The 20,915-nt window shown below is 59.4% G+C and carries 20 protein-coding genes and 1 pseudogene; 9 read left to right on the plus strand and 12 right to left on the minus strand.

Annotated elements, in window-relative coordinates; genetic code table 11:
* Window positions 1–4: 4 nt before the first annotated feature.
* Window positions 5–628: a DedA family protein gene (locus tag E2H86_RS22145; protein ID WP_133331659.1), complete on the minus strand. Its 624-nt coding sequence runs from the start codon at window positions 626–628 to the stop codon at window positions 5–7.
* Window positions 629–744: 116 nt separating this feature from the next.
* A complete protein-coding gene (locus E2H86_RS22150) occupies window positions 745–1,389 on the minus strand; it encodes a hydrolase (RefSeq protein ID WP_133331660.1) in 645 nt (214 codons plus the stop codon).
* Between the two features lie 385 nt (window positions 1,390–1,774).
* Here E2H86_RS22150 and E2H86_RS22155 point away from each other — a divergent pair, with 385 nt between their 5' ends.
* The gene (locus E2H86_RS22155) at window positions 1,775–2,161 is read left to right on the plus strand and encodes a GFA family protein (protein ID WP_133331661.1); all 387 of its coding nucleotides are present in this window, start codon (window positions 1,775–1,777) and stop codon (window positions 2,159–2,161) included.
* Between the two features lie 265 nt (window positions 2,162–2,426).
* Here the strand turns inward: E2H86_RS22155 and E2H86_RS22160 are convergent, their stop codons facing one another.
* The 3 genes and pseudogenes from E2H86_RS22160 to E2H86_RS22170 all read right to left on the minus strand — a co-directional run bounded on the left by E2H86_RS22160 (window position 2,427) and on the right by E2H86_RS22170 (window position 4,820).
* Window positions 2,427–3,383: a tetratricopeptide repeat protein gene (locus E2H86_RS22160; protein WP_243744090.1), complete on the minus strand. Its 957-nt coding sequence runs from the start codon at window positions 3,381–3,383 to the stop codon at window positions 2,427–2,429.
* A gap of 216 nt (window positions 3,384–3,599) precedes the next feature.
* Window positions 3,600–3,710: pseudogene (locus E2H86_RS22165) on the minus strand (integrase); the annotation flags it as partial.
* Window positions 3,711–3,917: 207 nt separating this feature from the next.
* Entirely contained in the window at window positions 3,918–4,820 is a 903-nt protein-coding gene (locus tag E2H86_RS22170; RefSeq protein WP_133331663.1) for a LysR family transcriptional regulator, read from the minus strand.
* Between the two features lie 115 nt (window positions 4,821–4,935).
* On the opposite strand from E2H86_RS22170, the gene E2H86_RS22175 reads away from it, so the two are divergent.
* The gene (locus E2H86_RS22175; RefSeq protein ID WP_133331664.1) at window positions 4,936–5,793 is read left to right on the plus strand and encodes an NmrA family NAD(P)-binding protein; all 858 of its coding nucleotides are present in this window, start codon (window positions 4,936–4,938) and stop codon (window positions 5,791–5,793) included.
* Window positions 5,794–5,934: 141 nt separating this feature from the next.
* Window positions 5,935–6,063 (plus strand): hypothetical protein, encoded by a 129-nt coding sequence (locus E2H86_RS26465; RefSeq protein WP_306767653.1) that lies wholly within the window; start codon window positions 5,935–5,937, stop codon window positions 6,061–6,063.
* A gap of 290 nt (window positions 6,064–6,353) precedes the next feature.
* Here the strand turns inward: E2H86_RS26465 and E2H86_RS22180 are convergent, their stop codons facing one another.
* The gene (locus E2H86_RS22180) at window positions 6,354–6,740 is read right to left on the minus strand and encodes a cupin domain-containing protein (RefSeq protein ID WP_243744091.1); all 387 of its coding nucleotides are present in this window, start codon (window positions 6,738–6,740) and stop codon (window positions 6,354–6,356) included.
* Between the two features lie 104 nt (window positions 6,741–6,844).
* Between E2H86_RS22180 and E2H86_RS22185 the strand changes: the two genes are divergently transcribed.
* Window positions 6,845–7,705, plus strand: a complete 861-nt coding sequence (locus E2H86_RS22185; RefSeq protein ID WP_133331665.1) for a LysR family transcriptional regulator — start codon at window positions 6,845–6,847, stop codon at window positions 7,703–7,705.
* A 122-nt stretch (window positions 7,706–7,827) separates the two neighbouring features.
* On the opposite strand, the gene E2H86_RS22190 is transcribed toward E2H86_RS22185, so the two are convergent.
* Entirely contained in the window at window positions 7,828–8,595 is a 768-nt protein-coding gene (locus tag E2H86_RS22190) for an IclR family transcriptional regulator (RefSeq protein WP_207955647.1), read from the minus strand.
* 88 nt (window positions 8,596–8,683) lie between these two features.
* On the opposite strand from E2H86_RS22190, the gene E2H86_RS22195 reads away from it, so the two are divergent.
* Window positions 8,684–9,829: an MFS transporter gene (locus tag E2H86_RS22195; RefSeq protein WP_133331666.1), complete on the plus strand. Its 1,146-nt coding sequence runs from the start codon at window positions 8,684–8,686 to the stop codon at window positions 9,827–9,829.
* A 125-nt stretch (window positions 9,830–9,954) separates the two neighbouring features.
* Here the strand turns inward: E2H86_RS22195 and E2H86_RS22200 are convergent, their stop codons facing one another.
* Together E2H86_RS22200 and E2H86_RS22205 are read right to left on the minus strand one after the other, a co-directional pair.
* On the minus strand, window positions 9,955–11,283 hold the full coding sequence (locus E2H86_RS22200) for an MFS transporter (protein ID WP_133331667.1): 1,329 nt from the start codon (window positions 11,281–11,283) through the stop codon (window positions 9,955–9,957).
* 79 nt (window positions 11,284–11,362) lie between these two features.
* Window positions 11,363–12,340, minus strand: a complete 978-nt coding sequence (locus E2H86_RS22205; protein ID WP_085625610.1) for a hydroxyacid dehydrogenase — start codon at window positions 12,338–12,340, stop codon at window positions 11,363–11,365.
* Window positions 12,341–12,576: 236 nt separating this feature from the next.
* Here E2H86_RS22205 and E2H86_RS22210 point away from each other — a divergent pair, with 236 nt between their 5' ends.
* Together E2H86_RS22210 and E2H86_RS22215 are read left to right on the plus strand one after the other, a co-directional pair.
* A complete protein-coding gene (locus tag E2H86_RS22210) occupies window positions 12,577–13,254 on the plus strand; it encodes an RraA family protein (protein ID WP_133331668.1) in 678 nt (225 codons plus the stop codon).
* Between the two features lie 87 nt (window positions 13,255–13,341).
* The gene (locus tag E2H86_RS22215) at window positions 13,342–14,568 is read left to right on the plus strand and encodes an MFS transporter (protein ID WP_427592538.1); all 1,227 of its coding nucleotides are present in this window, start codon (window positions 13,342–13,344) and stop codon (window positions 14,566–14,568) included.
* 4 nt (window positions 14,569–14,572) lie between these two features.
* On the opposite strand, the gene E2H86_RS22220 is transcribed toward E2H86_RS22215, so the two are convergent.
* Together E2H86_RS22220 and E2H86_RS22225 are read right to left on the minus strand one after the other, a co-directional pair.
* Window positions 14,573–15,907, minus strand: a complete 1,335-nt coding sequence (locus E2H86_RS22220; RefSeq protein ID WP_133331669.1) for an MFS transporter — start codon at window positions 15,905–15,907, stop codon at window positions 14,573–14,575.
* Window positions 15,908–15,953: 46 nt separating this feature from the next.
* Window positions 15,954–16,874, minus strand: coding sequence for an SMP-30/gluconolactonase/LRE family protein (locus E2H86_RS22225; RefSeq protein ID WP_133331670.1), 921 nt, complete (start codon window positions 16,872–16,874; stop codon window positions 15,954–15,956).
* Between the two features lie 221 nt (window positions 16,875–17,095).
* On the opposite strand from E2H86_RS22225, the gene E2H86_RS22230 reads away from it, so the two are divergent.
* Window positions 17,096–17,425 (plus strand): OprD family outer membrane porin, encoded by a 330-nt coding sequence (locus E2H86_RS22230; protein WP_439958288.1) that lies wholly within the window; start codon window positions 17,096–17,098, stop codon window positions 17,423–17,425.
* Window positions 17,426–17,572: 147 nt separating this feature from the next.
* Entirely contained in the window at window positions 17,573–18,289 is a 717-nt protein-coding gene (locus E2H86_RS22235) for an IclR family transcriptional regulator (protein WP_207955648.1), read from the plus strand.
* A gap of 108 nt (window positions 18,290–18,397) precedes the next feature.
* On the opposite strand, the gene E2H86_RS22240 is transcribed toward E2H86_RS22235, so the two are convergent.
* Window positions 18,398–20,809 (minus strand): TonB-dependent siderophore receptor, encoded by a 2,412-nt coding sequence (locus tag E2H86_RS22240; RefSeq protein WP_133331671.1) that lies wholly within the window; start codon window positions 20,807–20,809, stop codon window positions 18,398–18,400.
* Window positions 20,810–20,915: the final 106 nt, after the last annotated feature.

A 20,915-nucleotide genomic window follows, 5' to 3' on the forward strand; every position in this document is an offset into this window, starting at 1 on the left:
CGCGCTATTTCGTAACCGGGCTTCGCATCGCGTGCTTCAAAGCAGACAGAGCTGCTCTGAAAACGATGAGGGTGAGCCCACCCATTCCCACAGTGGCCAGACCCACCAGTAGGTAGTCCTTTAAGCTGTCGAAGGCATACAGGATCGGCCGACCAAAACCTGCGCCGAGGGCCAGAGCGCTACTGCACCAAAGGAGCGAACCGAGAATGCTGTAGGCGACGAAGTGCGATTTAGGCATAGCCATTTGGCCGGCCAACAAGGTTGAGACGGCGCCTGCGCCAGGTAGGAATTTGGCGAAGACCAACGCTACCGGTCCATATCTCAGGTAAGCCTTCCTGCCTTGAGCGAAGGCCGCCCCCATCTTGGGAGAGCCCCGACAGATTCGTCTGGTCAAAACTTCGCCGAAACGGCTGCCCATCCAGTACCAGATACTGTCCGCCACCAAGCACATGATCACAGCCATGGCGATGACTAAGGCAGGATCGGGCGCGCCGTGTTCGCTAGCGAAGGCGCCTGCAAGCACGAGTGAAGGGAATGACGGGATTGGTAATCCAATCTGGTCGCCAAATACATTCAATGCGAGCAGCGACAATGGATGATTAACTGCGAAGCTCTCAATTGGACTCATGGCGGCACCTCTTCTCGGCTCGACTACAGTCGGATCGCTGAAGGCAGGGACGACGAGTCAGCGCGAAACCAGCCGCTTGAGATATAACCTCAAGCGGCGGGTGTCACGGCTGACGGTCAGGACACCTTACGTTGGGGGGCTTTGTGCACCATGGTGTAGGCGTAGTCGACGCCCATGCCGTAGGCACCGCTGTGTTCCGTAACCAGGTCCATGACCGCTTGGTAGGTATCCTTGTGAGCCCAGTCACGCTGGTATTCGAGCAGTACTTGCTGCCAGGTCACCGGAATCGCGCCGGCCTGAATCATGCGCTGCACCGACATGTCGTGTGCTTCCTGAGTGGTGCCACCCGAGGCGTCGGTGACGATGTACACCTCGTAGCCGGCTTCCATGGCTTCCAGGGCCGGGAAGGTGAGGCACACCTCCGTCCACAGCGCGGCCATGACCAGTTTCTTGCGGCCGGTGGCTTTCACGGCTTCGACCAGCTTGGCGTCTTCCCAGCTGTTCATCGAGGTGCGCTCGATCGGCTCGGCGCCCGGATTCACTGCAAGGAGTTCTGGCCAGATGTAGCCGCTGAAGCTTTCGGTTTCGACCGAGGTGTAGATGGTCGGCACGTTGAAGATCTTGGCGGCCTTGGCCAGGCCGACGGTGTTGTTCTTCAGCGTCTGACGGTCGATCGACTGGACACCGAAAGCCATCTGCGGCTGGTGGTCGATCAGGATCAGAGCGGAGTTGGTTGGGTTCAGCAGTTCGCGTTTGGACATGGTCGTGATCTCTTCAGGATGGTTAAACGCTATGGGTTTTAAATGGGGCACCGCGCTTTGCCGGTGGCGTTCTCTGCGGTATTGATGCCATTCTGACGAAGGGGCTGATTCAAGACAATTAGGCTAAAATGGGAATGATTGTTCCCTTTTTAGGGACAATTGAACTGCACATGTAGGCGGGCACCCATTGATGCCGGCGGGTGAAGTGCATGAAGGGGCAGGCTGTGAGGGCACGCCTTATTCGATGAAGACTTTTTCCAGGTGCGGATGTCTGCCTTTGGCAGATAGCGACCGCGTGACGGGCCGCAATCGGCCAAGAGCAGGCAGTCGACTGATCGGATGGGGAAAATTAAGCTGGCGTTCTTTTGCGTGCACGGACGGGCGTATGGCTGAGATCTATCCGGGGAGTTGCTTATGTGCGAAGGTCAGATTCGAGCTCATCGGTCCTCCTAAAGCAGTAAGTCATTGTCATTGCAGCCAGTGCCGAAAAGGGCACGGAGCGTTGTTCGCTACGTACGGCAGCGTTCCTCGCCGCGCGCTTCGAGTATTAGAAGGTTCCAGCCAGATCAAAGCCTATGTCTCTTCACAGAAGGTCGTGCGTGAGTTCTGCATGGAGTGTGGTTCGACCTTGTTCTGGTCACGATCGCACGGGGAGTTTGCCGACTGGGTTTCGATAGCCTTGGGCACGCTCGACACACCCTTCATTCCCCATAAGCAAAAACATGTACATGCTGACGCCGCAGCCCATTGGTACACGCCAGCAAGCGACTGACGGCATGGGGCCGGATGCAGCCAATAGTGAGCGTCCGCTATGGGTCGATGGCGGTCAGTCATGACCGTCTGCTTTCGACCCAAAGTGGACGTTCATGCGTCGTGTACTGAGCCCAACTGAAGTTACTTCCGAGTTTGTGCAGCAACGGCATGCTTGCTGGAGCTACGCCTCTTAGCCGGGGATGGCAGATGGGAACCATCGGCTCTTCAAACAGCAGCTGCACTTTGATTGTCTGCCAGACAGGATGGTCGTAGTTAATCGCGGCTCAGGCCAGCAACCGGTCGATCAACGCCTGCTCGTAATCGTTGAGAGGCTGATCCTCGTAGAGCTTGTCGGAGGCCGCGATCAGCGCCTGGCCCTCGATCTCACGCCCACTGTCGACATATACATGCCCAAGATTCTCCAGCGACTGCAGGTTGCCGTGCAGAGAGAAGGAGATCAGGTACCAGCGCTCGGCTTCTTCGAGCTCGCCCAGGCGGTGATAGGCCACAGCCAGGTTGTGCTGGGCGTAGACGTGGTCGGATTGTAGGGCCTGCAACAACGCCTGCTTGGCCTGCTGATAGTCTTCGAGCTGCAAGTACAGAAGGCCAAGATTGTTATAGCCGTCGACATGGCCCAGCTCGGCCGCGCGCCGGTAGGCCTGCTCAGCCTGCGGATAGCGCTCGGCATGCAGATGGACGTCGCCGAGCAGGTTCAGCGCCTCCGGATGATCGTGGCGCACGGCGTTGTTGAGGTGCTCGACGGCGGCATCGTGATCGCCATCCTGGTGTGCCATGCTGCCAAGGTAGAAGTGGCTGCGGGGACAATCGTACTCGGCGGCTTTCTGGAAGTATTGGCGGGCGGTATCGTGATCACCTTCCTGGAAGGCCATGCTGCCGAGGTTGTAGTGGCTGCCCGGATAATTGTGCTCGGCAGCCCTCTGGAAGTGTCGGCGGGCGACGTCGTGATCACCGTCCTGGTAGGCCATGATGCCGAGGTTGTAGTGGCTGCCGGGATAATCCCGATCGGCGGCCATCTGGAAGTGTCGATGGGCATCGGCGCGATCGTCACGTGCCAGGCTCACCGCGCCAACGCCATTCATCCAGCGTGCGTCGCCGGGACACGCCTTGGCAAGGGTCTGGAAGCACTCCTGCGCGGTGTCCAGATCCTGCTCGCGAAACGCCGCCCAGGCCTGCTCATGGAGCGCAGTCGCTTGCTCGTCACTGAGCGTTTTTTTCTTCATGAACCACATGGTATTTCCTTCCTTGCGAGGGCCCGCCATTCTAAAGGCGTGTATCGAAGCCAACAAGGCAATGGCTCTGCTGGGCAGGTTCGAGCCGTACTAGCCACACCCAGGTAGCAGCGGCACGACGGATTGGCGCGTGCCCTGAGCATCAGCGGTGTGGCTCCGCAGCGGACGCAGCAGCATCGCGGGTGGATGACGATGCGGGCGTATTGACTGAAGCCTTACTCGGATGGCCCAGATATCGCTCAGTCGGAGTGGGGTTTTCTGCCCGACCAGTTTTCCTTTGTTCCAGGGCTGACGGCTGCAGCTAGCGATGATGTTCACGACAAGTCCTCCACGTGGTGAAGGACTAGGATGACTAATCAGAGCAACGGTCGCTAACGGCCACGAGCGGACAGTCACGCTGCGGCTCAATGGACATCTGTTTGAGGCTTGAAAGTGACTAGGACGGCCGGGGCGATTCACTTCGTGCTTATCGGCGTAGCGCTACCGCCGGCGCGCTGATCGCCTGCCAAAGATTCGGCAGTCGTTTCAGGCCGCGACCAGTTGCAAGACGAAATCGAGAAAAGCCCGCACCTTGGCCGGCGGGTTATGCCTCGAAGGATACAGGGCGTATAGCGGGAAACGCTCGTCCGGCCAGTCCGCGAACAATTCCACCAGCCTCCCATCCGTCAGCAGCAAGTCACTGCCCAGCGCCATGATCTGGGCAATGCCGTATCCCGCCAGGCAGGTGCTGTGCAGACTGCCGACATCGTTGACCAGTAACTGTCCACGGGTATCCACCACCTGGCGCTCACTACCCCGATGGAACTCCCAGTCGAACGGCCGCCCGGTTTCAGGATCGCGAAACTGGATGCAGCGATGTCGGTTCAAGTCCTGCGGCTGCAGGGGGCGACCATGCCGTTTCAGATAGGAAGGCGCCGCGACTGTAAGGATGCGCGTGTCCAGCAACTTGCGCGCGACCAGGCTGGAAGTACGCGGCTCACCGAAACGCAGCGCCAGGTCGAAACCGTCGGCGACCATGTCACCCAGTCGGTCGCGAGTGATCAGTTCCAGTTCCAACTGCGAATGGGCATCGAGAAACGCCCCCAGCCGCGGGCCGAGGATCAGGCGGGCGAAGAAAGGATCGACATTGACCCTCAAGCGCCCACGCACCACCCGAGCACCAGCAGTGACCGAGCTGGCCGCCTCCTCCAATGCAGTCAGCAAAGGCAGTACCTGCTCATGCAGGCGCCGACCCTCGTCGGTCAGGGTTACCGAGCGCGTAGTGCGATCAAACAGGCGAATGCCGAGGCGTTTTTCCAACCGGGCCAACGCCCGGCTGACGCCAGGTTGGGACATGTCCAGCACCTCACCTGCACCCGCGAAGCTGCCGGTGTCGACGATGGCGGCAAACACACTCATGCCATTCAGAGTGCGCTCATCGAAGCTCATATTTAATGCCTTTGTGTCATCAATAAAATGACTTCCATGTTATCGATTGATAAATCGCCTGAGGAGAGACTGCTTGCGAACCCGGCAACCGCCGGTCGCAATAGGAGTTATCCCCATGTATGTGATCACTGGAGTCACCGGCCAGGTAGGCGGCACCGTGGCCCGCAACCTGCTCGCTGCCGACAAGAACGTACGCGCGGTAGTGCGCGATGCCTCCAAGGGCGGCGAATGGCTGCGCCAAGGCTGTGAGCTGGCTCTGGCGGATATGCGTGACGCTGCCGCGCTGACCCGCGCTTTCAAAGGTGCCGAGGCGGTGTTCGTGCTGCTGCCACCGAACTTCGACCCGAGCCCAGACTTCCACGAATCACGCTATATCGTCTCGACCCTTCGCTCGGCGCTGGAGACAGCTCAGCCGGCCAAAGTCGTATGCCTGTCGACCATCGGCGCCCAGGCCAGCCAGTCCAACCTGCTCAGCCAACTCAGTGACATGGAACAACAACTCGGCCAGTTGCCTATGCCGGTCGCTTTCCTGCGCGCCGCATGGTTCATGGAAAACAGCCTGTGGGACATCGCTCCGGCGCGCGACGAGGGCGTGCTGCACAGCTTCCTGCAGCCACTGGACAAAGCCGTGCCAATGGTCGCCACTGCCGATGTCGGCTGCACTGCCTCCATGCTTTTGCAAGAGTCCTGGCAGGGCGTACGCATCGTCGAGCTGGAAGGGCCGCGGCGCATCTCGCCACAACGTCTGGCAGCCACGCTCGGGCGACTGCTGGGTCGTGACGTGCAGGCACACAGCGTACCGCGTGACACCTGGGAGCAGCTTTTCCACAGCCAGGGCATGCACAACCCATTGCCGCGCATGCAGATGCTCGATGGATTCAATCAAGGCTGGATCAACTTCGCAGGCACGGCGATATGCGGCACCACCGAATTGGAAACGGTACTCGCCGACCTGATCCAACGGCAGGCCTGAGGGAGTTCGGATGAGCACTGGCAGCATTGCGTTGACCAGTAGCGGCCGTTCATCGACGGCACGGCTGGCAGTGGCGGCGCAGCTGCAGTTGCCGTTGCTGCGATTGCCACCGTCGACGTGCTTGGGCTGGCGGCAATGGTCATGCATAAGGACTACGCGCTTTCGATCGATGGCGGCGCCAATGGCAAAGCCACTACCACTGACGACAAGCCCGATGTGAATGGAAAGTTCTCATTCAAGATGACCCTGAAGCGCAACGGCAGCAACTGAGGGGCAAAAGGGAGGGCTGCCTTGTGAGACGCCCGCTCCCACAGAGTCAGCATTTCCTTGCATGTGACAGCTTGTGGCGAATGTCAGCTCAGTGGCTGCTTTGGGTCGATTGCAGACGGTCATGACTGACCGCCATCGACCCTTAGCGGCCATGAGCATTCACCTAAGACATTGTTCTCACGGGTAGACGATCAGGAATCGAAGTGGTCACCCGACATGATTGATGCGTATAACTAAGTTCTGGTTCAATGTCTTATCTCGAACGCCAAAGCCTTGGCGCTGTCATTGGCTCAAGCTGGATATAACTGATCAACTATCGAGACTGTAAGGGGGGAGCGTTCGCCGCCGGTGTGAAGTGTGGTATCCGTTTCAATCAGCATGACCGCACACTCATCCTCAGCGATCGGTTTGTGTCGGATCTGTTTAGGGATGACGCAAAATTCCCCTGCGTGCAAGACAATCGTGCGATCTTCGAGTTGAATGCGAAGTGTGCCATAGATCACTGAAAACATTTCGTCTTCATGTTCGTGGGCATGCCAGACGAATTCCCCTTTCAGTTTTGCAATCTTGACGAACTGGTTGTTAACACGCCCGAGGACTCGGGGCTTCCAGTATTCTGTGAGTGTATCTAGTTCATTTCGTAGATTGATGCTATCCAAGGGGTTGATCATGCTCATGCCTTTGTCCGTGTGTCAGTCTGAGCCTTGCAAATTAAAGAGTGGCGTGGATTTTGAGTAGCGACGAATTATAATGCCGGCATTAACATCGCTAATGGCTAGATATGAACAAAACCCACAACCTTGATCTGGCGCTGCTCAGAGCATTTGTCGAAGTGGCGGACACTGGGAGCATGAGCGTTGCGTCAGTCAACCTGCACCTCACACAAGGAGCGGTTAGCCAGCGGATCAAGCGCCTGGAGGAATTCCTCGCCTGCCAATTATTGCTGCGTGATACACAGGGCAGCCGTTTGACGTTGAAGGGGCAATCGCTACTGCCAGATGCTCGTCGTCTGCTACGGATGCATGACGCATTCTGTGCCTCCATTGGCGATAGGGAGTCAGCTGCCCCGGTGCGCCTTGGGCTCCCTTTCGACATGGCCGGAGCCCCGCTTGCCCCCTTGCTCAGGGCTTTTAGTAATGCCTTTCCGAGGGCCGAGGTAAAGATTTTCAGCGCAGCTTCGATGGATCTCGACCAAGCGTTCGCCAACGGCAAACTCGATCTGGTACTCAGTCAAGGCCCGATCAACGTCGAATTGGGCGAACGGCTGACTGTGGATCAACTCGTATGGTTGGGCAACGAGGCGACAGCAGTACAGAGGCCTTTAGCCCTGTGCTTTCTGACCGCGAATTGTGCTTTTCGCGATACCGTTTTGCAGCGTCTGGGCGAAGAAAATATTGTCGGAAGAATGGTGTTCGAAAATACCTCAGCCGATACTACATTGACCATGGTTCGCAGCGGGCTTGCGGTCACGCCTTGGCTGCGAAGCCTCGCTCCCGAAGGACTCATACTGTCATTACCGGACTGTGGGCTACCGACATTGCCCAAGTTCGCGGTGCGTTTGCAGATGGTGGATAACGCCAGTAGTCCTATTTCTGCCCTTGCTGATCTTATCAGGGATCATTTTAAGCGCTCTGACATCTAAAGCTCCGAAGGATTTTTCAGGCATTGCCTAAAGCTCGGGTTTGAAAGGGGAGAAGGGGACAGATTTATTTAACGTGTTTAGCTGAAAATAAATTTGTCCCATTCTCGCATTCTCGCCAAGGCCTACACGCCAATTACTGCTTCAACTTCTGCCTTGCATTGAAGCAATGCCGCTTTTAGCCCTTCCAGGTTGTCGTGAAAGCGCAGTGCTGGGACGGCCAGCGAGATCGCGTAATGTTCCGACAGCCCGCTGCGGATATTCACGCCAATACCGCAAACGCCCCGAGCGTGCTCCTCCTGATCAATGGCCCATCCTTGCTGCCTAACGAGGTTCACGCTTCCCATCAGTTCGCTGAGCGAGATGAGGGTAGAGGCCGTGCGACGTTCAAGCGGCTCTGTCAGCATCTGAGTCAAGAACTCGTCCGAAAACGTGCTCAGCAATGCTTTGCCGTGGGCAGTGCAATGGATGGGAAACGCTGTGCCCACGGGGGAAACGACGCGTAACTCCTGATCAGAGGGGTACTGGTCGACTGAAATAGCGTGAAGCCCTCTGTAAACGCAAACGTCGACCGTCTCACGGGTGCGGCGCCCGAGACTCTCGACATAAGGCCGGGCAATCGCCACAAGATCCGTGTGAGCGGACGCCGCAAGCCGGACGAGCGCAGGGCCCAGGCGTATCCCCGCGCTGCCGGTGATCACCATCTGCTGAGCTTCCAGCGCGGTCACGATGCGATGCACGGTCGTGCGCGGTAGCCCAGACGCCTTGGCAACCTGGCTCAGGCTTAATCCTTCCCGCTGATTTTCCAGCGTTTTCAGCACCGCAGCGGCCCGTGCGATGACCTGCTTTCCAGCGCCCTCTGCTTCTGACGACACCTCTATCCCCTTGGTCATTCGGCAATCCTCTCGTTGACATCGGCAGAATAACCTAACACTCTCTGTACCGATATGCGGATTGCTGTTCCATTGTACGGATAACCTTATGAGCCCACTGATTTCTCGCCCCGGATCGCTCGTGCTACTGGTCGTCGCCTCACTGACGATCATGGTCGGATGCGTCATCGTGCCGGGGCTGCCCACCATCGCCCAACAGCTAGGGGTCGGCAGCGCTGCCAGTTGGCTGGTGACCATTCCGTCGCTGGGCGTCATCGTTTTTGGCCCCATCGCAGGCAAAATCATCGACCGGATCGGGCTGTACAAAAGCTTGTGCCTTGGCCTCTTTGCCTATGGCCTGCTGGGCATCGTGGGCTTCATGTTTCACGGAATATGGGTCTTTATCGACAGGCTCCTCTTAGGAGGATCGACAGCCATGATCATGGCCGCCGGGACAGGACTGATTTCAGAGTTCTACGAAGGTGAGGCTCGGCTGCGAATGATTGCCAAGCAAGGCATGTCCATCGAGTTGGGTGGCGTGGTCTTTCTCTTTGTCGCCGGTCTTCTGGCAAACGTGGGGTGGCAATGGCCTTTCGCGCTTTACCTCTGCGCGTGGGGGGTGCTTGCGCTGGTGCTGGTGTACGTGCCTCAGCCTTCCGTCATCAGGCCCACGATGGGAGCAGGTGAAATCACTTCATCTCTCTCGGCGGCACTGAAGTTCGTTTACCTCTCAGCCACGCTCTCCATGATCGTATTCTTCACCGCCATCATCACGCTCCCACTCCGGCTGCATGGCACTGGCCTCGACGAAGCCCAGGTCGGGTACTTTCTGTCGTACGTGTCGTTGGTCGCGGTTGGCGCAGCCGCCATCATGCCCATCGCTGCTCGCAAAGTGGGCGAACACGGGACACTGATTTTCGGGTTTGCGTTTTATACGCTGGCACACCTGGCATTTGTGACCGCAGATGGGCTGATGCTGATGGTCGAGGGTGGGCTTTGCCTGGGTCTCGGATTTGGCTTGACAGTGCCATTGCTCAACCACATGACCATCGAACGTAGCCATGTTGCCCAGAGGGGGCGCAATCTGGCCTGGCTTTCGATGGCGATCTTTGCCGGGCAGTTTCTCTCCTCGTTCATGGAGTTCGTGCCAGAACCTCAATTCTATGGATTCCTGTGTGCAGCCGGTGTCGCTTTGATCGCTTGTGCATTGGTGCTGGCAAGTGCCAGTCAGCGCAGATTCAGATCAACTCCTTGAGGCGGTTGGTACTGGAGGGCAGGGGGGCGTCGCCCTCGCTGAAAGATACGTCGGCCATGGCGTGAAATGACGATGCCCACATTCCTAAGGTAGGAAAGTGGGCATCGAGGTGCAGTTTGTTTGGCTTACTTTGCGCTAATGGCGCTGGCTGTTTCAGCTTGCTCGCGCTGGCGCGTGCGGCCGATTACCAGTACAGCGATACCGGCTACGGTGCATAGTGCGGCCAACGGCATCAGTGCCAAGGAGTAGCTGCCGGTGGCATCGTGAATGGCGCCGTAGACATTGACCATGATACCTCCGCCAATCAGGTTGGCCATGGCGCCGACGGCTGCCAACCCCGCAGCAGCAGTCGAGGAAGACAGCCAGCCCGACACCAGCGCCCAGAACGGCCCTTTCATCGAGTAGGCGCCCACCAGGACCATTGCCAGCATCATCACCGTCGCCGGCAGGGACGAGGTGAACAAGGTCATCAACAGGCCCGCCGCGATCAGCAGCATGGTCATAGCCGTGTGCCAGCGACGCTCGCCGCTGCGGTCTGAGCTGCGACCCCAGATGATCATCAGCACAGAAGCAACACCATAAGGGATGGCATTCACCAGGCCGATTTCCATCGAGCTCAGGCCGAAGGTCTTCAGCAGTTGCGGGGCCCACACGCTCATGGTGCTTCCTGCAGCTGAAGCGCCTGAGTAGATCAGTGCCAGTACCCAGATATCTTTGTGGCGCAGCAGTTTCCACAGCGAAATATGGCCGATGGCGGTCTTCTTCGCGGCTTCATCAGCCAGGCGGCGGGTGAGCCAGCCGCGCTGCTCTTCATTCAGCCATTTGGCCTGCTCGGGGCGATCGGTGAGCACGAACAGGCAGGCGATACCCAGCAGTACGGCTGGAATGCCTTCGAGAATGAACAGCCAGTGCCAGCCACGCATGCCCATCCAGCCATCCAGGTTCAGCAGCAGGCCTGACAGTGGCGAACCAATGAAGTTGGCGGCAGGGATCGCCACCATGAACAGCGCCACCATGCGCGCGCGGTAGCTGGACGGCAGCCAGTAGGTGAGGTACAGCAGCACGCCCGGGAAGAAACCAGCCTCGGCAGCACCCAGCAGAAAGCGCATCACGTACAGTGAATTGGCACCCTGAACGAACGCTGTGCCTGCCGAGATCAGGCCCCAGGTGATCATGATGCGGGCTATCCAGATGCGTGCCCCGTAGCGTTGCATGGCCAGGTTGCTGGGCACTTCGACCAGGAAGTAGGCAAAGAAGAACAGGCTGCTGGCGAAGCCGAACACCTTTGCCGTGAGCTGCAGATCCTCGTTCATCTGCAGGGAAGCCATGCCGATGTTGCCGCGGTCGATGATCGCGATCAGATAACAAACGATCAGAAAGGGCAGCAGTCGCCAGGCGATACGGCGCATGGTGCTGCGTTCGAGTTCATCCGGCAGCGATGTTGCTGAAGTCATGGTGCTCTCCAATTGTTTTTTTTCTGGAGTGAGGCGTGTGAACGTGCCCCGCTCACGAGAGGCACGCGAGGGGGTGCGATCAGCTGGCGAAGAGGTGGCGGTTGACCACACAACGCGGGTCCAGAGCATTGCCCGCCCACACATCGAGAACCTGCTTCAGCGCTACCAGGCCTACCCGTTCGCGGGCCTCGGTGGTGTTGGCGCCGACATGCGGCGTGGCGACCAGTGTCGGCAAGCCCCACAGCGGGCTGTCGGCAGGCGGCGGCTCGGGGCTGAAGGTATCCAGGCCGGCGCCGGCGATGCGGCGTTCGCTGAGCGCTTTTACCAGGGCGTTGGTGTCGATCAGCTCACCACGGGCAGTGTTGATCAGGATGGCGCCTGGGCGCATGCGCTCGAGCTGGGCAGCGCCAATCAGGTTGTGGTTGGTCTCGGTCAGCGGGCAGTGCAGGCTGATGATATCGCTTTCAGCCAGCAGGCGATCGAAATCCTCTTCACGCTCGACGTGCGGGCGCTCCGGCAGTTGCTTGAGGTAGGGGTCGAAGACCTTGACCTTCATGCGCAGTGGCGCCACCAGGTCCATGAGGATGCTGCCGATCGAGCCCAGACCGATAAGCCCCAGGGTTTTGCCTGATAGCTCCATGCCGTTGGCCGAGGATTTGTCCCAATGCCCGTCACGCATGCGCGCATCCAGCAGTGCGGTTTGACGTGCCACGCTGAACATCAGGGCGAAGGCCAGCTCGGCCACCGACTGGGCATTGGCACCCAAGGCGATCGATACCGGGATGCTGCGGTCGGCGGCGGCCTGGAGGTCGATGGTGTTGTAGCCCACGCCGTGCTTGGCGATCACTTTCAGGTTGGCAGAAGCGTCGATCATGGCGCGGGTCAGTTTGCCCTGGCGGACCACGATGGCATCGGGCTGTTCAGCGCGAATGATCGCTTCCAGTTCTTCGGCGGGTAGGTAGGGCGTAGTGGGGACGATTCTGACGCCCTGTTCGGCGGCAAGGTTCATGGCCTCGGCAGCAAGCTCAGGGCCGGTCAGCAGAATGGTACGGGACATCGTGGATACCTTGTTCTTGTCAGGGGGCGGTTCGGGCGCAGCCTGCCGCGCATCTGCGGCAATGGGCTAAACCCTATCATAATGAAATGCTGTTGCAAGAAAATTAAGATGTGCGCCGACAATTGCCAAAAGAAGCCGTTAAAAATGCATTGCAACGCTTTTAATGAAATGACATTCTAAAAAACAGATTCGGCAGCGGCCGATGACATCGAATAACACCAAGAGAGGTATGTCACATGAGCATTGGCTTCCAAGTGCTTGAGCGCGCACGTAAAGTCGGTGATGAGTGGGTTGCACGTTATCGTGAGGTTCCGGTTGCCAACGTCAGCGATTCGATGAACCGCATGACCGCAGGTGGTGCCCGCCTGCGACCCATGCATCGCGAAGGTGTGCTGTGCGGCCCGGCCTTGACAGTCAAGGCGCGACCAGGTGACAACCTCATGCTGCATTACGCGATCGATATCGCTCAGCCGGGCGATGTGATCGTGGTCGACGCCGGTGGCGATCTGACCAACGCCCTGATCGGTGAAATGATGGTGGCTTACGCGGTCAAGCGTGGCCTGGCCGGTATCGTCATCAACGGCGCCATTCGCGATGCAGCCAACATCGGCGCGGGTGACTTCCCGTTGTTTGCCGCTGGCGTTTCGCACCGTGGTCCATACAAGGACGGCCCGGGCGAGATCAACGTGCCGATTGCCATTGATGGTATGGTGATCGAGCCAGGCGATCTGGTGATCGGTGATGACGATGGCCTGCTGTGTGTGCCTTACGACCACGTTGCTGAGGTCTATGCTCGCGCCACCGCCAAGCACACTGCCGAAACCACACAGATGGAACAAATTGCCCAAGGCACCAACGACCGTTCTTGGGTCCTGGAGTCCTTGAAAAAGAAAGGCTGCCTGCTGCCAGGCTGATCCCGCATGCGCTGCGCACCTTGCGATGGGGTGTGCAGCGGCTGTTGGGTCGGTGTCGGTCGCGGGTTCTATTGAGGGTTCGCAGACTTGTCCGATTCATCGTCACCGCATCGCAAACGTTGGCCCGCCGCCGTGCGGGCGCTCGCTCATCGCAACTTTCAGATCTATTTCGCCGGCCAGGGTGTTTCCACTCTGGGCAAGTGGGTTCAGCAGGTTGCATTAGCCTGGCTGGCCTATCATCTGACCGGTTCTGCTGTACTGCTGGGGCTGATCACCTTCCTTTCGCTCGCGCCGCAATTGCTCATCGGCCCGTTGGCCGGAGCTTGGATCGATCGGCATGACAAGCGCCGGTTGCTGATCATCGTGCAACTTATCCTGATCGCGCAGTCGCTCGTGCTGGCGTTTGCAACCTGGCGCAACTGGATCGATGGTCCGTTCATTGCTGCCATGGCATTGCTGCTTGGCATGCTCAATGCCTTGGAAACCCCTCTGCGTCAGGCGCTGATCGGCAGTTTTGTCGACGACCCGGCCGACCTGCCGAACGCGCTGGTGCTCAATGCCATGTTGATCAATGCCGCACGGTTCGTCGGCCCGCCATTGGCCGGTGGGCTCATTGCCCTGGCCGGCGAGGCGGCCTGCTTCGCCCTCACTGCCGTGGCTTTCATGGCCTTGCTGGGTGGCTTGCTGAAAGTGCGCGGCACCGCCGGCCCAAAGGCCAGTGGCTCAACCGCGCAAGTGTTTCGCGAAGGGCTGTTGTATCTGTGGCAAACGCGCAACGTTCGCCAGTTGCTGGTCAACGTGATCATGGTCAACTTGTTGGCATCCTGCTACGCGGCACTGCTGCCGATCCTGGCCAGGGCTGTGTTCGCTGGCGATGCGCGTGTGCTTGGCTGGTTGTGGGGGGCGGCAGGCGCGGGGGCTTTCGTGGCCACGCTGGTGCTGGCGGTTGGCGGTGCATTGCCTCGCCTGCGCCAGTTCACCGATGCTGGAGCGCTGCTGTGCGCGGTTGCACTGATCGGTTTGTGGATGGCGGATGCGCTGCCACTGGCGTTGCTGGCGCTGGGCGTTTTAGGTTTCGGCATCACCCTGAGCAATGTCAGTACCAACATGCAGCTGCAAAGTGGCGCACCCAGCCATTTGCGTGGTCGGGTGATCGCTTTCTACATTGCCATGCGCTTCGGCTTCGAAGCTTTGGGCGGCATGGCGGCGGGGCTGATCGCGGCCCGCTGGGGAGCGCCGGCGACCTTGGGAGTCGCCGGAGGGTTTCTGGTGATCGGGCTGCTGGGTCAATACGGCATGCGTCGTCGCAGCTGAGCGGTCAGATTGTCTGACCTTGGCCGTGAGGCGTCTGCTGCTTGGCGGGGTCGCCCAGCCAAAGCATCAGGCAGGTACCGACCAGCAGGATCGATGCAACAGCAAAGAACGGCATACTGAAGCTATGAGTGGCGTCCTTGATCAGGCCGATCAGGAACGGGCCGGTGAAGCCGCCCAGGTTGCCGATCGAGACGATCATCGCCAGACCGCCAGCGGCGGCGCGACCGGTCAGGAAGCTCGAAGGTATCGCCCAGAACGTGGCCTGGAATGACAGGATGCTCGCCACCGCCACGCACAGGCTGGCGATCTTCAACACCGGCTGGTCAAGCAGGGCGGCGGCCACCAGGGCCACGGCGGCCAGTGCCAATGCACTGACCACATAGGGCAGGCGGTGATGGCTACGGTTGGCCAGCCGTGCCCACATCGTCATTGCCAGTGCCCCGAGCAGGTAGGGCAGGGCGACCACCAGGCCAACCACGCCGCTATCGATGCCCAGGCCTTTGATGATCTGCGGCAGCCACATGCCTATGCCAATCGAGCCGACGATGCAGCAAAAGTTGATGGCCGCCAGGGTGAAGACCTTGGGGTTGGTCAAGGCTGCGCGCAGCGTATTGCCATGAGATGCACCGATGGCCTGTTGTTCTTGGGACAGGCGCTGGTCAAGCCACGCTTTCTCTCGGGGGTTGAGCCATTTTGCCTTGGCCGGGGTATCGACCAGTACGAAGAGGCAAGCGATGCCAAGCAGCACAGCCGGCATCGACTCGGTGACCAGCAGCAGTTGCCAGTTCTTCAGGCCCCAAACGCCGTGCTGTTCCATCAGCCAGCCGGACAGGGGCGAACCGACGATGTTGGCCGCAGGAATGCCCAGCAGGAAAGCGGCAGTGGCTTTCGCCCGCCATTTGCCGGGGAACCAGTAGGTGAAGTACAGGTATACGCCAGGTGTGAAGCCCGCTTCGGCAAGCCCCAGCAAAAAGCGCGCAATGCTGAAACTGATTGGCCCGGTGGCGAACGCGGTGGCCATGGAGATCAGCCCCCAGGTGATCATGATTCGCGCAATCCACACCCGTGCGCCGAAGCGCTGCATCAGCAGGTTGCTGGGGATCTCGAACATGAAGTAGCCGAAGAAAAACAGGCCGGCTGCCCAGCCGAACATCGTCGCGGTAAGGCCCAGGTCCTGATTCATGCTGATGGCGGCGAAGCCGACATTGGTGCGGTCGAGGTAGCTGATCACGTAGCAGATGAAGATGAACGGCACCAGGCGCCACAGCACGCGGCGCATCAGGCGTTCGCCCTCGGCGTCGCTGAGCGGCGCCTGGGCAGCGGGGGTTTCATGGGTCATGTCGTCACTCTTTTGTAGTTGTTGTGTGCCCTGACAGGGGGCGGGTTCAGCTGTGGGAATACATCGGCAGCCCAGGCGCATTAGTGCGCACCTGCAGAATGCTGCCGGTTTCGGATTCGGTGATGTACAGGGTCTGTCCGTCATTGCCGCCGAAGGCCAGGTTGGTGTTGCTGATGCCTGCGCAGGAGATGATGCGCTGCAATGGCTCAGCGACTTTCGACAGCTTCCATACCGAACCGAAACCGGTGTGGGCGATATACAGGTTGCTCTGCGCATCGAGGGCCAGGCCGTCGGGCCCGCCCAGGCCGCCATGCAACTGGGCGAAAACGCCCACCTTGCCGACGATCGAGCCGTTGCCCAACGGGATCCGCCAGATCTGTTGCGCGCGTGTCACTGCCACCAGCAGATGATTGAGGTGCGGGTCGTAGACGATGCCATTGGGGCTGGGGATGGTGCCAAGCAGGCAGGTCAGGTTGCCGCTGGCGTCGAGCTTGTACACGCGGCCGCTGGCATCCTGCAGCCCGGTCTGGCCTTGGTCTGTGAAATACAGGTCACCGTTGGGGGCGAACACCAGGTCGTTGACGCCTTTGAAGCCTTCCGAACCCGCTGAGTCGAGCAGCGCTTCGATAGCGCCGGTATCTGGGTGGAGCAGCATGATCCCGCGCTTGTAGTCGGTAATGAAGATGCGTCCGTCCTGGTGAATCTTCAGGCCGTTCGGCCAGCCATCGTACTGACACAGCAGTTCCCAATCGCCCTGCGGCGAGATGCGGAAAATTCGCCCGTTGGGAATGTCGGTCACGTAAAGGCGGCCTTGACGATCGAATGATGGGCCTTCGAGAAATGAGTCGATGGCACGGCCTTGGCGGTTGGCATTGGCCCAGGCGGTCGGGCGCGGGTTGCGGAAGCGGTCAGGCAGGCGGGTGAATACCGTGGTCTCCACGGTCGGCGGGGCAGCAAAGAAGCTCATGGGCGCTCCTGTAGGGCCGGGGACGCCTGGGCGTCCGAATGTTGTTTTGATGTATTTAATGCAACGGCGTTGCAAAATAAAACAAAATCGGACGAAGGGTGAAGCTCTTTTTATGGTGAATCCGGATTTCCAGGGTTGTTTAGCGTTGCCTGTTGACGAGGTTGTGGTAATCTACCTCACTATAAAGAAATGCCGTTTCAAAAAAATAACGGAACGGTCCTTTGGAGCCTCTGCTTGAAATCCCTACCTTCCAGCTGCCGCATCGCCTTGCAGCAGGCGGCAGCGTCATAGGCTTGTCTGCCCAGGCCGACCTGATCGGTGAGAGCCACGCGAACTTGTCGATGCGCAATCTCTACTTCAACAGCGGCAACCGCGACGGCACGGCGCAGCCCTCCAGAACCGAGGAGTGGGCGCAAGGTTTTCTGCTCGACCTGCGCTCCCGTTATACCGACGGTGTGGTGGGTTTCGGCGTGGGCGCCACGGCCATGCTGGGCCCGACCGATCTCACGGGCATGGCTCTAAGCGGTGGCACGCAGGAAAGCAGGAAATAGGCGTACAGGTAGGCGATCAGGTACTCAGCTGGCTTTTTTATCTCGCCCACGGGCCATGCTACATTGTCCAGCCCCGACCCTTGTCGGATAATGGGTTTGTCTGCCCTCGCGTTGAATCGAGGGCCTTAATCGTGTGAGGTTTTGCAAGTGGCAAAAGCGCGGCCGCGTCCAGCGGTGAATGGTGTGGCATCGGCAGACCGTGTTTTGACTGTGCTAACCGCATTTCAGATAGGCGACTCAGCGCTGAGCCTTGTCGAGCTGGTCGAGCGTACCGGGCTCATCAAGAGCACGATCATGCGCTTGATGGTATCTCTGGAGAACCACGGGTTCATTACGCGCATGGCCGATGGTCGCTATCAGTTGGCCAGTGAAGTCATGCGTTTGAATGCCGTGTACCAGGAGGCGCTAGACCTAGAAAGACACGTGATGCCACGTTTGCATTATCTGGCTGAACAGTCGGGTGAAACAGCTTCTTTCTACGTGCGTCACGGTGCGTATCGGATGTGTCAGTACCGGGTCAATTCCTCGCATCGACTGCGTATGAACCTGCAACCAGGTGACATGCGTCCGATGGATGAAGCCGCGGGAGCGCAGGCCTTGCGCGCCCCTTGCCAAATCGGCATCAACCTGCAGAAACCTTACTACTCCAAAGGCGCAACGGACCCTCATGCTGCTTCGATGGCGCTGCCCATCTACGGTGCCCAGCAGGAACTCATGGGTGCCCTTGTCATTTCAGGGCCTGCGAGTCGTTTAACTGAAGAGTACGCCGAAAGCCTCAAGCCCATGTTCTTCGAAGCGGCGCGTGATCTGATGCGAAGCTTGGGCTTTAAGTCTGCGTCATTGGAATCCGAATTGGCTCAGTAAGCTAGGTTTCACCTGAAGCTGCTTCTTGCTGTTAGCTGCTTATCCTGAGTGTGGTTATGGGTCGATACCGGCCACCCGCTATCGACCCATAACCACGAACCACCCGCCTCAGAACGCGTACACCAACGTCGCCGTAGCACTGCGTGGGGTGCCGTACCAACCGCGGGAGCCGATCGCGGTGTAGTACTTCTCGTCGAACAGGTTGTTGACGTTCAGCGCTACGCTGGTTTGTGGCGTGAGTGCATATTGCGCCATCAGATCGACCACGCTGTAGGGGTCTTGAGTGAACGTTTCGTCGTTCGGCCCGGCACCTTTGTAGTACTCGGTCCCCTGCCAACGCACACCAGCCCCCAGTTTCAATTGCGGCACAGATTGCAGGCGATAGCTGGTGAATAGCTTGAAGGTATCGCGTGGTACTTCAGTGAGCAGACGCTCGTCATCCGAATCCTTGATCTCGGCATAGGTGTAACTGGCGGACACTTGCCAGTCGGGCAGGATCTCGCCCGCCATTTCCATCTCGAAACCGCGGGTCTTGGTGCCAGACTCGGCACGGTAGGCCTGGTTGCCGTCGGGTGCCAGGTTGTCGCCGTCAGCCACGGCGAGGTTGTCCTGGCGCACCTCGAAGACACTGAAAGCGGCGGTCAGGCGTTTGTCCCAGAACTCGCTCTTGATACCCAGCTCGTAGTTCACACCCTCCTCGGGGTCCAGGTACTTGCCGCTGACATCCTTGTTGCTTTGTGGCTTGAAGATGGTGGTATAGCTGGCGTAAGCCGACCAGTTCTCGTTGAGGTCATAAACCAGTCCGAGGTAAGGCGTGACCACCCCGGTTTCGCTTCGCGAGGTGCGGCTGGTATCGCCGGTCGACAGGGTGGTGGAGGTTTCGTCACGGTGCCAGTCGATCACCCGCGCACCGGTAATCAGTGAAAGGTCATCGGCCAGGCTCCAGCGAACCGAAGCCACCAGGCCGTCTTGGGTTTCATCCAGCGAATCTTCCGACGTTTGGGTGTGGATGGCATCCGGAATCGGCAGCGAACCGTTCCAGGTATGGATGTTGTCGATGCTCTGCATGGTCCAGAGCGGATAACCGGGGTTACGGTAGTAGGCTTTATAGTGGCTGGCCCCGAGATAGGCTTGGTGCTCGCGGGAAAACAGTTCGAACGGCCCGGAAGCCGAGAGATCGAACGACGTCTGCCGGGGCTCGCCGGCCCAGCGGCCAGTCCAGGTGCTGACGCCGCTGCCATCGGGGTTCACGGTGCCGCTGGCGGCTGTGGCGAAGGCGTCGTCATAACTGCGCCGGTTGTGCTCGGCATTGAATTTCAGTTGCCAACCGTTATCCAGTTGATGTTCCAGCGTGGAGAACACTGTCTTGGTTCTACGCTTGTGGTAGCTCCAGTCCGAGGCCGAGTTGAACGAGCGGGAAGGGCTGAAGTGGCTGCCATCGGAGTTGTACATCGGGAAGCCATGGTTACCGGCCCCATCGTTGTCCATCTCCTGGTACTCGGCCCCTACGGTCAGCATCGTTGTGTCGCTGATGTCCCAGTCCACCACGCCGTAGGCTGCCTGTCTTTTCAGGGACTGGCGGTCGACGTGGCTGCCGCTGTCGGTGTTCGACGCCACGAAGCGCCCGCGGACATTACCGCTTTCGCTTAGCGTTCCGGACAGGTCCAGCTCGGTACGATAGTTGTCCCACGAGCCAGCCTTGAGTGTCAGTGTGCGTTTCGTTTCAAGCGTCGGTTTCTTGCGGACCAGGTTGATGGTCGCACCGGGATCGCCGGTCCCCGACATCAGCCCCGTGGCCCCGCGTACCACTTCCACTCGATCGTAGCTGACCATGTCGGCAAGGTCATCGCGAAAGCCATAGGTATCAGGGCGGTTGACGCCGTCGACCTGGATGCTGCCAACCGAGAAGCCGCGTACGTAGATTTGGTTGGCGTCGCTACCGGCTGGCCCCATGCTGTCGACGACCACACCGGGCGTCTGCTCCAGCACTTGGGCGACGTCTGTCAGGTTCTGGTCCTCGATCTGCTGGCGGGTCACCACGCTGATCGATTGCGGCGTTTCGCGTGCAGAAAGGCGTAGCCCGGTCGCGGTGTTGGCCGAGCCGGTGGCGTAACTGCCCGTACCTTCGGTCGTACTGCCAAGGCCCGCGGCACTGACGCTGGTTGCCCCCAACTCGAGGGCCGCGCTGGTGTCCGCCTTGCTCAGCACGTAGCGTTTTTCCCCAGCCTGCTGCACCTGCAGCCCCGTGCCCTGCAGCAACGTGGCGAAACCTTGCTCGAGCTCGAAATTCCCGTGCAAGCCGGAGGACTGCAGCCCGGCTGTTTCTTCGTTGCTGAAGCTGATGGTCACGCCACTGGCAGCGGCGAACTGGCTGATCGCAGAGGCCAGGCTGCCTGCCGGAATAGCGTAGCGCTGCGGGGCAGCCCAGGCAGTCGGAGTCGCCAGCGAGGCACTGCAAAGGCTCAGCGCGAGAGCGGCCTTGCGAAAACGCCGGGCTAGCGAGGTACGGCTTGCGGACATGAAATGTGGCTCCTGTTCTGATGGGATCGAGCGCGTGGGACGCTCGCGTCCTGAAGAGCCGAAGCAGGGGAGGAAATCTGTTACTGCTGAATGAGAAATATTTTCA

Source organism: Pseudomonas putida (assembly GCF_004357765.1).
Classification (GTDB): domain Bacteria; phylum Pseudomonadota; class Gammaproteobacteria; order Pseudomonadales; family Pseudomonadaceae; genus Aquipseudomonas; species Aquipseudomonas putida_U.

Coding starts and splice junctions, on each gene's coding strand:
- E2H86_RS22145 (WP_133331659.1), bottom strand. CDS start 628: ATGAGTCCAATTGAGAGCTTCGCAGTTAATCATCCATTGTCGCTGCTC.
- E2H86_RS22150 (WP_133331660.1), bottom strand. CDS start 1,389: ATGTCCAAACGCGAACTGCTGAACCCAACCAACTCCGCTCTGATCCTG.
- E2H86_RS22155 (WP_133331661.1), top strand. CDS start 1,775: ATGGCTGAGATCTATCCGGGGAGTTGCTTATGTGCGAAGGTCAGATTC.
- E2H86_RS22160 (WP_243744090.1), bottom strand. CDS start 3,383: ATGAAGAAAAAAACGCTCAGTGACGAGCAAGCGACTGCGCTCCATGAG.
- E2H86_RS22170 (WP_133331663.1), bottom strand. CDS start 4,820: ATGAGCTTCGATGAGCGCACTCTGAATGGCATGAGTGTGTTTGCCGCC.
- E2H86_RS22175 (WP_133331664.1), top strand. CDS start 4,936: ATGTATGTGATCACTGGAGTCACCGGCCAGGTAGGCGGCACCGTGGCC.
- E2H86_RS26465 (WP_306767653.1), top strand. CDS start 5,935: ATGCATAAGGACTACGCGCTTTCGATCGATGGCGGCGCCAATGGCAAA.
- E2H86_RS22180 (WP_243744091.1), bottom strand. CDS start 6,740: ATGAGCATGATCAACCCCTTGGATAGCATCAATCTACGAAATGAACTA.
- E2H86_RS22185 (WP_133331665.1), top strand. CDS start 6,845: ATGAACAAAACCCACAACCTTGATCTGGCGCTGCTCAGAGCATTTGTC.
- E2H86_RS22190 (WP_207955647.1), bottom strand. CDS start 8,595: ATGACCAAGGGGATAGAGGTGTCGTCAGAAGCAGAGGGCGCTGGAAAG.
- E2H86_RS22195 (WP_133331666.1), top strand. CDS start 8,684: ATGAGCCCACTGATTTCTCGCCCCGGATCGCTCGTGCTACTGGTCGTC.
- E2H86_RS22200 (WP_133331667.1), bottom strand. CDS start 11,283: ATGACTTCAGCAACATCGCTGCCGGATGAACTCGAACGCAGCACCATG.
- E2H86_RS22205 (WP_085625610.1), bottom strand. CDS start 12,340: ATGTCCCGTACCATTCTGCTGACCGGCCCTGAGCTTGCTGCCGAGGCC.
- E2H86_RS22210 (WP_133331668.1), top strand. CDS start 12,577: ATGAGCATTGGCTTCCAAGTGCTTGAGCGCGCACGTAAAGTCGGTGAT.
- E2H86_RS22220 (WP_133331669.1), bottom strand. CDS start 15,907: ATGACCCATGAAACCCCCGCTGCCCAGGCGCCGCTCAGCGACGCCGAG.
- E2H86_RS22225 (WP_133331670.1), bottom strand. CDS start 16,874: ATGAGCTTCTTTGCTGCCCCGCCGACCGTGGAGACCACGGTATTCACC.
- E2H86_RS22240 (WP_133331671.1), bottom strand. CDS start 20,809: ATGTCCGCAAGCCGTACCTCGCTAGCCCGGCGTTTTCGCAAGGCCGCT.